Source organism: Herbiconiux sp. 320_LB, assembly GCF_059691755.1.
Map to the genome: position 1 here is coordinate 108,441 of NZ_JCAWAD010000004.1, position 12,210 is coordinate 120,650.

Below are 12,210 nucleotides of genomic sequence, written 5' to 3' on the forward strand. Positions count from 1 at the left end.
CGGCACGCTTCGTAGTGACCTGCTATCGCTCTCCGAAAGCCGCGTGGGCCCAAGCACTTCCGCCTCAGCGACCCCGCTCCTCCAGAAACGCACTCACCTGCCGATGCGTCTCGGTGAGCCGAGCGATCCGCTCCGCCAGCCCCGCCCGTACCTGCACGAGCTGCTCCGCGAGAGCGTCATGCGCATCCGCCGGTGCCTCCCCGGTGCAGGCCAACACCGACACCACGACCTCGCGCGGAAAGTCCATGCCGAAGAGCATGTGGATGATCTCGGCGCGCTCCACCGTCGAGTCGTCGTAGTCGCGATACCCGTTCAACTCGCGGCGGGCAGAGATGAGCCCATGCTGCTCGTAGTACCGCAGCGATCGCGCGCTCACTCCGCTGCGCCGGCTGACCTCGCCGATCTTCATCGTGCCTTTGACCTTGACATGATGTCAGAGTCTAGCGTGACGGTGTTCGGGCGAGATCCGCCGGAACACGAAGGATGTTCGATGCGTTCAACTGTCACGGCCGCAGGCCGCACCCGCTCGTTCACGGTGACCGGAGAGGCCGACGGAGCAGAAGACCGCGCACTCGTGCTGGTCCTCCACGGCTCGAAACAGACCGGCGAGATCCACCGCCAGTTCACGGGCGGTGCCCTCGACCGCCTCGCGACCGACGGCCGAGCGGTGGTGGCCTACCTCGACGGCTACCGCGGCAACTGGAACGATGCCCGCGCCGAGAGCTCCTTCCCGGCCCGTCTCGAGCAGGTGGATGACGTCGCGTTTGCGCGTGCCGTGGTCGACTCCGTGCGCCGATCCCACCGCGTCGACGCGCGCCAGGTCGTCGGCGTCGGCTACTCCAACGGCGGCCAGATGGTCTTCCGCCTCATCCACGAAGCACCGGACCTCCTGACGGGGGTGGTCGTCGTTGCAGCGACCATGCCCGATCGGGACAACTTCATCGGCCCCTTCTCGGAGACGACGAAGCACCCCATCCCTGTCACTCTCGTGGCCGGCACAGCGGATCGGATCGTTCCTTACAAGGGCGGTCGGATGGCGTGGTGGGCGCGCGCGATGTTCAAGGTCGGGGGAGTGGCGCTCTCCGCGTCGGCCACGGCCGAGTACTTCGCCCGCCGCAACGGCATCGCCGCCGCCCCCACGGTCGTGGACGTCCCGGCATCGCCCGGCATGCGCAGCCGCCCGCGGATGGAGAAGACGACGTACCGCGAGCCGGGCCGCCCGCCCGTCACGCTGTACACAGTGCACGGCGGCGGCCACACCGTTCCGGCGGCGAAACCGGCGCCCGCTGTTCTTGGACGAACGGGGGCAGGTCGCCTCGTTGACGACATCGTTCTCGACACAATGGGCCCACTCAAGCACTCCGCGTGAGGTGAATCGTCTCGCAGTTTGCCGCGTGCCAACTAGTTATCGGGTCCAGCGGCTGACTTAGAAGGGTTCGTCCACGCTCGGAACGGCCTCGTGAAGCGATCCGTCTTCGCTCTTGCGCATGAGGCGGACCGGCCGGATTCGTCGCGGAGCTCGGCGAGGCGCTTGAGCTGAGCGACTTCGGCATCTGCCAGTTCAAGAACGCCTCGGCCTCAGGGTTCTTGGCAAGGACCTGACTTCGTGTACTGACCTTGGGGCCAAGGACCTTCCTTGTTCGCGGGGCTACGCGAGCGCCTGCCGCTCGAGCTCGTCGACCGCCAGGGCTTCAGATCGGGCGCAGTCGCCCTGCTCTACCGGCCCGCCGTTGCCTGACCAACTGAGTGCCGTGGAGGTGACGCGAGCTAGTCCCGGAGACCGGCTAATCGCGCGCCGCCAGGTGTTCCGCCGCGACGGCCCGCATCCGACCCGCCTCCTCCGGGGTCGCCTGCAACAGGTTCACTCCATCCGGCACCGGCACCTTAACGTCGTGCCGGAGATTCAGATCGAGCAATTCGGCCATGAGGGCTGAGCCTTCGTCTGTCGCTCCTCCCTGACCGCGGCGCCAGTAAAGCAATGGAAGCTCGCCGGCACGGGTCGCGTCGCGGACCGTGACCGAGAGCAGATCCCCAGCCCGACCGGATCTTCCGCGCCCGACCTTCAGGAGTTCGATGTCCTCGACCGGGATGGTGACGAAGCGGAAGTAGGGAGTCGTGAGCGACCACACGGTCACGCCACGTGCGTCGACCATGACCGCGATGTGCCTGGCCTTGTCGGCGGAGCCGAGTCGCAGTCGGCGAAGGGAGCGATAGAAGCCGTTCGCGACGATGCCCCCGAGGGTCGTCGCATCCGGATGCAGCGCAGCGAGTTCGAGCAGGTTGGCGTTCACGTCTCGAAGAACTCGCGGGTATCGGGCCAGCGAGACCACCATCGCGCCGACGAAGACGAGGAGCGCTCCGGCGATCAACACCACGAAGAAGCCGACCAGGAGCATCAGGAGGAATGACATGTGGCCCGAGAAGTCGTCGCGCTGCCACGGCGTCGATGCGATGATCACGCTGTCCGTCCCCCTCCCTCTGCCCGTCTACCGTTCCGAGACTTCACGATTCAACGTGTCGCCCCGAGCACGGAGCCGACGAATGCAGCCGACGACGGCCACACCTCCCGCTATGAGCAAAGCTGCGATGGCCGCGGGCACGACGATCACAGCCACGATCGCGATCACCCCGAACGTGTCACTGATATAGACCATCGATTTCGCCCCCGGAGCTCATCTTCGCAGAGCGGCCCAGATGCTCCAACCGCGTTTCGACGGCAGGTCATCGCGCGACGCTAGGCGTTCGCCGAGGCCACGTCGCGGGTGCTGACGATTGCGCGTCGGATTCATGTCCGTCGACCCTCCCGCACCCGGCGCGCACGCGTCATCCCGGTTTCAGTGAATCGCAACGTTGATCGCGACGACGACGATGTAGGCGATCGCTCCCAGACCCGTCAGGATGATTCCCGCGATGGAGATGCCGAGACCCGGCTTCGCGCCGGCCTCTGTCCGCGCAGCGAGCGCGTGACGGATGCCGATGACGCCGAAGACGACACCGACGATCGACGGGATGAGGAAGAAGTTCAGGACGATCGACACCACGCCGGCGACAAGTGCGACGATCGCGAATGGGTAGGAGGCATTGGGAGCCGTATTTCTGAGGGGCTCCGCGCCCGGTCGGTTGACGAACTTTGCGGTCTTCGGTTGTTCCCCCGTGGTCATGCCGCGACTCTAGCGGGAACGCCGGCTCGGCATGGACGGTCCCGGATGCGCGTATCCCGTCAGCGTACGAGCCACGGCCGGCGACGACCAGGCCCGATGCCCGACTCAGGATGCGGCAGACATGCCGGTCGTGTGGGGGTGCGGCGCCGACCATCGCTAATCGCAGGTTCGGTCGCGCGCTGCCGAGCCCTGGGGAGCGTCGTCGTCGCCGCTCGGAACTATCTCGTGGAGCGATCCGTCATCCGCCTTCCGCACGAGGCGCACCGAACCCGATCGCTCCCTGTTCTCTGCCCACCGCCGCGCCTGAGCCAGTTCGGCATCGGCGAGATCGTTGAAGAAGAGCGCCGCCTCGGGATTTTCCGCCGCATCCTCACTGATCGTCGTGACCTTGCCGACGACCGAGTCGTACTCGATCTCGAACCCCGCGCCGACCTCCCGCGCGAGAGACCTCGCCAACCGGCGCCCCTCGTTCAGGAAGGCATTTCTCAGTGCGTCGTTCGTGAAGCCACGCGTCTCGAGATTCATCGACGAGTAGAAGAACGAGTCCCACTCGTTGAGGGCGGCGACGAGTTCGTCGCTCAGCCGAGTCCGTTCGTACGCAACAGGCCCATCGGTGAACCAGATCACCGACGGGGCGTAGTCCGGGAAGAGGCGGATCGTCGTCCGGCGCCGGGCGGCGCGCTCACTGCTCACATCGAGAGCCTACGGTCGCAATATCCTCGAGGACTATACCTACGTGACCTCCGAAGACATTCGGCCTGCCTCACTTATGCGGCCGGCCAGGCCGACCATTCCATCCTCGGCGCGGGCTTCCTGTAGCTCCGGGCTATCGGGTGAGGCCCCGCTGGGTGCGCGGATACGGCCCCTCTTCCAGGCGGTGACGGGCGAAGCCGTCGAGCCGGGACAGGATGAGGGCGCGACGGCCGTGCATCCATTCCGGTGTGCAGGCGTCCCAGTCTTCTGCGGGCGGCACGTAGAGCACCGGAGGTTCGACGCCCCAGCCGGCGTCGAACAGGAAGCCGCGGTCGCCCTCCCAGTAGAAGACCTCTTCCTTCCAGCGGGCCTCGAGCTCGAACGGGGCATCGGTTCCCGCGTCCGCCGAGACGGCAGGTGGCACCTCGGCCATGCTCACGGCGCCGGCGCCGGCGCCGGAGTCGGCTCGGCCGTGGGCGTAGGAGCCGGGGCCGGCGTGGGTGTCGGGCTCGGCGTCGGCGAGGCCGCCGGCGCAGAAGCCGCCGACTCCGGCACGGCGTCGGTGGTGCGGAACGGTGGTGTCGCCGGCAGCGCGTCGCGAGCATCCACGTAACCCTCGCCATCGACGGGCGCCTCCTTCAACGGGTAGACGTTCCAGATGTTCCCGAGCGGACTGTCCGCGAAGGGCACGGTGACCGTCACGCCGTCCTCGTTGTGGTTGTAGTCCTCCCCGACGAGCCCGGACCCGACGGTCACCAGCGGAACCCCGTTCTGATCGAATAGCTGAAGGCCGGTGATGGGATCGCCCTGGGCGTCGTACCCGAAGATGTTCGTGACCCGCTGCCCGTCGAGCCACAGCCCGCTCGGGTCGGTGGAGGGGACGGCGTACGAGGTCTCGGAACCCGTCCTGGCCTGGTCCAACGCCCACGCCGTGACGAACGGCAACGTCACGATCGCGACCACCGAGACCGCCACCCGCAGAACCCGCAGGAACGCCCCGGGCGCCCACCGACCACGCCCCCACTGAACGCTCAGCACGATCGCGGCGAACAGCATCCCCCACATGATGAGTCCGGTCGGCACCAGCGCGCTGCGCCCGTGCACCACGACCGTGAGCAGCTGGTAGACGACCCAGCCGCGCAGCACCCACCAGACGGGCCGCAGCGAGACGGCGAACTCGACCAGCCGCGATCCGATCCGGGTCGAGTGGATGATCCGTTCGGTCGTCGCTTCGAGCTCGTCGAGCTTCTTCTTCACACGCCCGCGCAGCGGCAGGGCCGAACTGGCGCGGGGCGGCAGACCAGCGGATGCGCGCAACTCGTCTGCATAGGAGGCCGGGTCGTCAAGCTGCAAGTCGCCCTTCTCGTCGGAGGCCTGCTCGGAGAGATCCGCTTCGAGCCCGCCGGTCAAATCGTCGACGTCGTCGAGAGGCAGGTCGTCGAGGTGGCGCCTCACCGCGGCGGCGAAGTCGGCGATGGACTTGTCGAGGGTGGCGGTCTGTTCGCTCACTTGTTCTCTCCGATCGTGCGAAGCGCGGACTTCTTCGGCGGGGTCTCGGCCAGCAGGGCCGACATGGCCCCCGTGAAGTCGGACCAGGTGGTGCGCTGGCGGGCCAGCATGTCGCGGCCCTCGGCGTTGATGGCGTAGTACTTGCGGTGCGGGCCCCCGTCGGACGGCACCACGTAGCTCGACAGCGCGCCCGCCGCGTAGAGCCGGCGGAGGGTTCCGTAGACCGACGCGTCACCCACGTCGCCCAGCCCCGCGTCGCGCAGGCGCCGCACGATGTCGTACCCGTACCCGTCGTCGTGCTGCACCACGGCCAGTACGGCCACGTCGAGCACGCCCTTGAGTAGTTGCGTCGTATCCATAGGACCTCCACTGTGTCGAGTGACACGGTACCACGGAGTGCGCGGTAGTGCGCAGTGAAAAGGGTGTGTCATCAGGGCGAAGGGCCGAATGGGTGCCGGAGCCAGGTGTTCCTTGAACCCGACGGGGTAGGCGAACCTACAGGCTCGGCTCTGTACCCCGCCCCATTTCAAGGAAGCGCCGAAGGCCGACTAGCGGGTCGCCGAGGCCTTCGCAGGCGGCACGAACCGCTGCCACGACGTCGAAAGAAGAGAGGCCTGCTTGCCATTGGCGAGATGCCCCTATGGCCATCGAGGGTGATCGCACGCGTCGCTGGCGACGCACCTCGCCTATCTGATCGTCAGATCAACCGAGCGAATTCGTCTTCCCGAACGACCGCTGATGAAATCCTGCATTGTGTGGCGCAACTAGGCGCAGTCCTTTCCGGTCGCGCGAGTTACCATCTACCGTCTTTCGTAAATGTTGTAGCGCCCTTCAGCTTTGCCAAACGAACCAAGAGATTCTGCCCAGCCGGAGACCGGCAGAACGTAGGCGGTCGAAGGCCTGCTCACCCCGGTAGGTTTCGCCACGAGCTTGTAAAGCCCTAGGTATTCTTCGCCTACAAAGTTCTGATCTCCCCAGTTCTCAATTGGCATGATCGAAACTCGATCGGATCCCTTGATCCCGTCGAAAAAGCCGAGTTCCCAAGGCATCCAACGTGATCTACTTGCGGCCCGGGAGGTCGCGTACAAGAGAGTGCGAGAGGCACGCATGCGCTGGCGAAGCAGTGCGGCCGTCGAAGGCCGGACGGTCGAACGATCCAGCTGAGGGTCGTCCAGCCAATCGACGTAGACAGTCAAGCCTTGCGCGATTAGGAGACTACGGATGCCAAGGACGACCCTTGCGTCGACAACGCTGTGACTTACAAACACATCGAAACTTGCCGGTACATGATGGCCCAGGCTAGCGAGACGCGACCGTGCTGCGTGCTCGTCTACACCGGCATTTCGGTCTCTGAGGTCCTGAGTAGTCCAGTACGTTACCACCGCGATTGCCCTTCATAAGTCAACGTCGTGCGTCACGTGTATCTATGCTGCCTGGTTGGACCAGCTCTGGCCTGGAGGCAGCTCAGGGTGAATTATTCGAAATTTGGACGGGAAGGCGGCTCAATGCGGTCGAGGAAGCGACTCCAGACCGTGGGGTAAGAATCGCTGTCATCATCGCTCGCAGGACCTTTATCTCCATCGTCCAGATGCAAGCTGGCAGCCACGCCGCCGGGGCGTCGCAGAGCACACACCGGGCGACCGGGGTAGCGCGATACGAACCGCGCGTACTCATCCTCGATTCCATCCATTCCGCCAACGAACGCAGCTCCCCATGGGTCCGATTCGCCCAGCATTCGCTCGCGCATCATCGCGAGGCTGCGATGCCAATGATTGGGCGTTGGGCTGTCCCCTTCGACCGCCTCCGTCCAAATCAGTTCGCCGACGCCATCCGCCTCAAAGCGTCGCGTCGCGACCGGGAGTACGTCTTCGAACAGCAACGACTGGTAAACGAGTATCTGTGGTTCGTTGGAGTTTGGAAATTCAGCAGCGACATAGAGCAACAGTGGGGCGAGAGTTGGATGAGCGGCCGTAACTATTCGAAACCCCCTGGTGAGGCAGGCCCTCGCGAACGCAACTACTGCATCGGTTATCTCTAGTGGATGGAATTCGCCTGTCCACCTAGCGGGGTCAGGAATACTTCCAGACAGAAAGATCGTGCCTTTTGTCCCCTGTGGCCGGTCCTGCATCGACCCGAAGCTAACCGGCACTAGACCACCATCCCCCCACTGAGTTCTCCGGGATCATTCCCAACTCGCGTGATCCCGAGACCCAGTTCAGATGCTGTTTTAGGGAGTTCGGGATGACCCTCGCGCTGTGAACGAGCAGTCCAGGAAGAGAAGCCCCTACACGGGCGGAAGCTTCGTCGACGCCTTGGAGATCTGCGGCGTTCGGCAATCTGGGGCTCGTTCCGATGACACGTATCCCGTCAGAGGTCTCCACAAGGAGGCGCCAGTCACGAAGGGGAACGCAGGATAGAACACCTGCCCCTCGGGCGGACTCTTCAATGCTGCCGATAAGCATCTTCCGGCGGCGCACCAGCCCCGACGCATGAGCTGCTTCGACCGAAGCTACCAATCGATCTAGGCAGTCCTCAGTAAATGTGTCGAAGTCATGGCTGTCCCTCACCAGGTCTCCGGCTGCGAGCCTCACCCGGGGGAGTCCTGGGCTGCCAGGAACCTCCTGAACATCCCCTGGCCAGCTAGCAATTAGGATGCCCATTGTATGGCTAAGGGCATAGTCAATTTCGTCGTATACCCAATCTGACGTATGGGCGAGCGGTGTCTCCAGCAAAAAGAGGAACGCGTGATCCTCGAGTGCATTAGCGATCTCCTGCTGAAAATCAGCACCCTCGCGAATTGCGAATCGGTCGATGAATGGTTGAAACCCGAAGTGTGTAAGGCGATCGTGGAGTTGCTCCGCAGCGGCTAGTCCATCTTGTCTTCGATGGCTTATGAAAACTTTGCGCTGGCGGTCTTCGATGCCTAGGTCCTCAAGCAACACCCGGACGAGATGCGCGAGTCCGACCTCGTCTGTCCAGACCATACCGTTTGCTCGCGAAAGGATGTTCGGGACCCAGGCGTTGAGGTTGTCCAGGTCTGCTACAACTGGGAAAACGGTGATGCCCGCGGACAAGTCGACTGTCGCCTGTGCGATTGCATCAGCGCTGCTCTTCGCCTGAGCGCTTCCGAGGAAGACGCTCACATAGGGAGCGTCGTCCTTCGGTGTATCTTCGGAGACAACCACTGTGACGCTCCTGTGGAGCCCCAGGGTGCCGATTTCTCGCGCGACTGCCTTTCGGAGCAAACGCACGTCATCCGGACGATCACTGTGGATCACCCGGATTCCGTATGCAGTTGTCATTGGCTACCGCGCGGCCTTTTCGATCCAACTGCCAAGGTTCGTCCGCCCATCGTCATTGTTCCATTTGTACAGCGGATAGCCAGCGGGCATGGGGTTCGCCCCGGTGACATCGGTGATGCCGGCACTGTTCTTGATCTTGCTAATGTCAATCCCGATTAGTCCATGGCCGAGCTCTAGTGTGCGAGCGATTTCGTACTTTACCCACTTCCGCGTTGACGTCTCCTTGCCGATTAGTACGACAGTCACAGAAGTGCCCTTGATCTGCTCATCGATCCAACGCTTGACAGCTGCGTCACCCTTCTGCTTTACGGCCTCCCAACCGGCGCGATCGTAATAGGGGTTCACGAAACCTGTACCAATCATGTTGCTGTTGCGAACTTGCGAGACTCGCCAGGAATCCCGCGCATAGTGAAAGCTAAAAAAGACCTTACGCATGGACTGAGCGTACGTTCCCGGCCATTCAATGCGCTAAACCCCTTAGAGGGGTCAATTCAACAGGTGTCCAATCGGATCCGCAGCATTGGTATGTGCAATCCGCGTCCCAGAAGCGCAATTGTGAACTGTTAGCTGGAGGCCCTCCGCGTTCCTCGACGGGCGGAGGCTGAGCGTTTTGAATCACACCGGGACTGTGGTGCGTTCCGCACAGGGGATGAGGCCAGTCAGCTAAGAATTTCGGGTGAGAAGCAAAATCGGGTCCACGCCCGTCAGGTCGGCGATGCGTTCCACTGAGCGCAGTGTCAGGTTTCTCTCGCCGCGTTCGACGCCGCCGAGGTAGGTGCGGTGGTAGCCGAGCTTGTCGGCGAAGTCTTCCTGGCTCATGCCCTGGCTCTCGCGCAGGCGGCGGAGGTTGCGGCCGAGGGTCTTTTGCAGTTCGCCTTCCATCTGGTCGAGCGTCGCGGAATGATACTTGAAGGTCTACATACTTATGAGTAGCATAGAGGAAATCGAATGGAGGCTTCACGTGAGATTTAGGGACCGATTGCGTCGTTGTCGGCACTGCGGCATCCGAGTGCCGCGCGACGAGATGCGGTACGACCAGTTGGCCTGCTCGGAGGAGTGCGCCAATGAGATCTGGATCAAGCAGCAATCGGAGACAGTTGCTGAGTGCTGCGAGTGTTTGCTTAGCGAGGAGCTGGAGTCGCATGTTCTCGCAGGTTGAGGTGCGCGGATGCGTGTCGAGTGAGCCGTTCATCGGTGAGGGGCCAGCCGGGGAATTGGTTGCGTTCCTGCTTTCCGACGATGTTCACGCGGGTCGTCCGGAGCCCGCGTGCGAGATCATCTGCGAGGGCGCGCTCGCGGACCACGTCCTCGCGTGCGTGGTTGAGGGTGGGCGAGTCGTAGTGACGGGCGCGCTTCGTGCGTCTCAACCGCCGGGGCTTGAAGGCAGTGACCTCTGTGTGCTGCGTGTCGAGGCTCAGACGATCGAGCGCGCCTAGTGTCGGCTGGGCGCTCGTGTTCATATCCGCAGGCCCGCGAATCTTGAGTAGTGGCCGCCGGAGTCGCGGCATCCGGACCGCTGTCGATCAGGTACACGAGTTGAGCTGCCGGACGCGCCGCACGCGATCCAGGCGATGACACGCATCCTTGGTCTGGACTCAGGGGGAGCCGCCTAAGCGTCCGATGTGCCGCGGCTAGCGACCAGCTATCAAGCTAACGATGGACTCGTGTAGGTGAGGATTTTTTGGATCGAGCCCACTCGAGAACTGCCTACCCTGCGCTCCCACGAGGCCATGCTGCCACCCGCGGAAAAGGGTATGCCACCAGCGCATCACGCTTACGAGCATCCGCTGGCGGCTCGCAACGACAGTCTCATCCGAGAGATTCGTCCATCCATCGCTCTCCGTGATCGCACGATGCTCAGCTTCATCCCAGGATGCCCACGGCGGATCGCGCTGAGCCTCTCGACCTCGCAGCGCATCGAGATCGCGGTATCGACCCGAGGTCGCTGACCACCCATCCAGAGCGAGCAAAATGTCCGCCCAGTAGGGATCGGCGACAACCTCTGCGACTAGACCTCTCATGTACGAAGTCGCAGCCTGGGACTCGAGCAGGTAAAGGTCGAATACCTTTGCATTCAGTTCGCCGAGCGCATGCCCAGCAGCCCCCGATGCGAACCTCGGGACCTGGCGGCCATGATTCTCTTCGTTGAGCCAGTACGTGAGTTTGAGGACACGCTCCACCCCCTGTGACAGCTGCGTGAAGGCAGCCCGGGCTGGCGGGCCTGCCACTTGAGGCTCGCGACCTGGTGAAGGCCCAACGAGAGAAGTTCGGTTACCGTATTGAGCTCACTGGCCAGACGCAGCGCGCGCATCACCTGCTCGTTAGGACGGTTCTCCATATGAGGAGACTATGTTGTGGACACTTCCCCGTCTCTGGCGAAGACGATCGTCCACACAGTCGAACTCGGCTCGCGCGCCTAGGATGTCCGCTGGATTGTTTCTCGGTGATTGCCATCGCGGTTCACCTCCGCGACGGGGGCGATGTCCTTGGAGCCGTTTCCCTCCCATTTCTGCTAGTTCTGCCTGAGCATGGCTGATCGCATCACGCTGGTTACGTTCCGCGCGGGTAGGTCGTCCACGAGGTTCATGCTTGGCCGGCCGAAGCGCCGACGATGAAGCCCGTCCACGTCGTCTCGATGCGTTCGAGCTTCCGTCACGACCGATTGCGCCCATCCGCCATGACGATGGCCACGCTGAAGACGGCGATCTGAGGAAAGACGCCCTCGGATTGATCCGCAGCGGGACTGGTACTTCTGCCTTGGAAACCGCTCGAAGCGCTCAAGTGCCAAAACCGTCTGTAGGTCGTGCCCCCGGCCTGCGATTGACGCGCTGGCCGAGACCTCGTGTGCTAAGCGCCGGTCGCGGCGTACCGAGCCGAGGACGCCTCGCCGCGACCGTCCTATCAGCGCCTGGCTGCAAATCGCCACTATCACCCCGGCAAGACGAACGCCTTGGTCCAAAGTCAGGTCCTCTCGGACTTCATCGAAAGGATGGGGTTTGCTCTGCGTGCGCGCGTGCCCACCCGGTAAAATATGGCGAATACAACGAAGTAAGGGGAATCCATGGCCAAGACCGTGTTTTACAGCTTTCACTACACGAACGATGTTCATCGGGTACAGCTTGTGCAGAAGATTGGCGCGTTGGAAGGGCAGCCGCTCTTGAACGCGCAGGAGTGGGAGACGATCCAGGGCCAGGGCTCGGCAGCGGTACAGAAATGGATCGACGATCAGATGAAATACAAGCGCGTCGTGGTCGTGCTTATCGGCTCGAAGACCGCGCAACGCCCGTGGGTGAAGTACGAGATCGAAAAGGCTTGGGCCGAGGGGAAGCCGCTGCTCGGGATCAAGATTCACGGCGTCTCGTCCATGGGGTCGGTGGATACCGAGGGCGCTAACCCGTTCGACGCCGCAGATGTCCCGGGTCACCTAATCCCGGTTTTTGATCCGACGAAGCGAGACTGGACCGGAAATATCGATTCCAAGGCCACCTATAACTATCTCGCGGACAACCTTGAGACTTGGTCGGATCAGGGCGCGACGGCCTGAT

The 12,210-nt window shown here is 63.2% G+C and carries 15 protein-coding genes; 3 read left to right on the forward strand and 12 right to left on the reverse strand.

Going from position 1 to position 12,210, the window contains the following annotated elements:
- Positions 1-64: 64 nt before the first annotated feature.
- On the reverse strand, positions 65-409 hold the full coding sequence (locus AC59HU_RS11910; protein ID WP_497223644.1) for a MerR family DNA-binding transcriptional regulator: 345 nt from the start codon (positions 407-409) through the stop codon (positions 65-67).
- Positions 410-490: 81 nt separating this feature from the next.
- On the opposite strand from AC59HU_RS11910, the gene AC59HU_RS11915 reads away from it, so the two are divergent.
- Positions 491-1,369 carry a CE1 family esterase gene (locus tag AC59HU_RS11915; protein WP_497223645.1) on the forward strand — a complete coding sequence of 293 codons (879 nt, stop codon included), beginning with the start codon at positions 491-493 and terminating at the stop codon, positions 1,367-1,369.
- 415 nt (positions 1,370-1,784) lie between these two features.
- Here the strand turns inward: AC59HU_RS11915 and AC59HU_RS11920 are convergent, their stop codons facing one another.
- The 11 genes from AC59HU_RS11920 to AC59HU_RS11970 all read right to left on the reverse strand — a co-directional run bounded on the left by AC59HU_RS11920 (position 1,785) and on the right by AC59HU_RS11970 (position 9,547).
- Positions 1,785-2,459 carry a hypothetical protein gene (locus AC59HU_RS11920; protein WP_497223646.1) on the reverse strand — a complete coding sequence of 225 codons (675 nt, stop codon included), beginning with the start codon at positions 2,457-2,459 and terminating at the stop codon, positions 1,785-1,787.
- A gap of 375 nt (positions 2,460-2,834) precedes the next feature.
- On the reverse strand, positions 2,835-3,161 hold the full coding sequence (locus AC59HU_RS11925) for a hypothetical protein (RefSeq protein ID WP_497223647.1): 327 nt from the start codon (positions 3,159-3,161) through the stop codon (positions 2,835-2,837).
- 156 nt (positions 3,162-3,317) lie between these two features.
- Positions 3,318-3,854, reverse strand: coding sequence for an immunity protein CdiI family protein (locus tag AC59HU_RS11930; protein ID WP_497223648.1), 537 nt, complete (start codon positions 3,852-3,854; stop codon positions 3,318-3,320).
- Positions 3,855-3,987: 133 nt separating this feature from the next.
- Positions 3,988-4,278 carry a hypothetical protein gene (locus AC59HU_RS11935; protein WP_497223649.1) on the reverse strand — a complete coding sequence of 97 codons (291 nt, stop codon included), beginning with the start codon at positions 4,276-4,278 and terminating at the stop codon, positions 3,988-3,990.
- 11 nt (positions 4,279-4,289) lie between these two features.
- Complete coding sequence (locus AC59HU_RS11940) at positions 4,290-5,363, reverse strand: hypothetical protein (RefSeq protein WP_497223650.1); 1,074 nt, start codon at positions 5,361-5,363, stop codon at positions 4,290-4,292.
- The gene (locus tag AC59HU_RS11945; RefSeq protein WP_497223651.1) at positions 5,360-5,722 is read right to left on the reverse strand and encodes a PadR family transcriptional regulator; all 363 of its coding nucleotides are present in this window, start codon (positions 5,720-5,722) and stop codon (positions 5,360-5,362) included. Before AC59HU_RS11945 ends, AC59HU_RS11940 begins: the two co-directional genes overlap by 4 nt.
- A 441-nt stretch (positions 5,723-6,163) precedes the next feature.
- The gene (locus tag AC59HU_RS11950; RefSeq protein WP_497223652.1) at positions 6,164-6,412 is read right to left on the reverse strand and encodes a hypothetical protein; all 249 of its coding nucleotides are present in this window, start codon (positions 6,410-6,412) and stop codon (positions 6,164-6,166) included.
- A gap of 425 nt (positions 6,413-6,837) precedes the next feature.
- A complete protein-coding gene (thcA, locus tag AC59HU_RS11955) occupies positions 6,838-7,491 on the reverse strand; it encodes a Thoeris type III anti-phage system protein ThcA (RefSeq protein ID WP_497223653.1) in 654 nt (217 codons plus the stop codon).
- A 10-nt stretch (positions 7,492-7,501) separates the two neighbouring features.
- Positions 7,502-8,665: a Thoeris type III anti-phage system protein ThcB4 gene (thcB4, locus tag AC59HU_RS11960; protein ID WP_497223654.1), complete on the reverse strand. Its 1,164-nt coding sequence runs from the start codon at positions 8,663-8,665 to the stop codon at positions 7,502-7,504.
- Between the two features lie 3 nt (positions 8,666-8,668).
- Positions 8,669-9,100 (reverse strand): TIR domain-containing protein, encoded by a 432-nt coding sequence (locus AC59HU_RS11965; protein ID WP_497223655.1) that lies wholly within the window; start codon positions 9,098-9,100, stop codon positions 8,669-8,671.
- Between the two features lie 228 nt (positions 9,101-9,328).
- Entirely contained in the window at positions 9,329-9,547 is a 219-nt protein-coding gene (locus tag AC59HU_RS11970; protein ID WP_497223656.1) for a helix-turn-helix domain-containing protein, read from the reverse strand.
- A 260-nt stretch (positions 9,548-9,807) separates the two neighbouring features.
- Here AC59HU_RS11970 and AC59HU_RS11975 point away from each other — a divergent pair, with 260 nt between their 5' ends.
- Together AC59HU_RS11975 and AC59HU_RS11980 are read left to right on the forward strand one after the other, a co-directional pair.
- Positions 9,808-10,101, forward strand: a complete 294-nt coding sequence (locus tag AC59HU_RS11975; RefSeq protein WP_497223657.1) for a hypothetical protein — start codon at positions 9,808-9,810, stop codon at positions 10,099-10,101.
- 1,625 nt (positions 10,102-11,726) lie between these two features.
- Complete coding sequence (locus tag AC59HU_RS11980; RefSeq protein ID WP_497223658.1) at positions 11,727-12,209, forward strand: TIR domain-containing protein; 483 nt, start codon at positions 11,727-11,729, stop codon at positions 12,207-12,209.
- The last annotated feature ends 1 nt before the right edge of the window (position 12,210 follow it).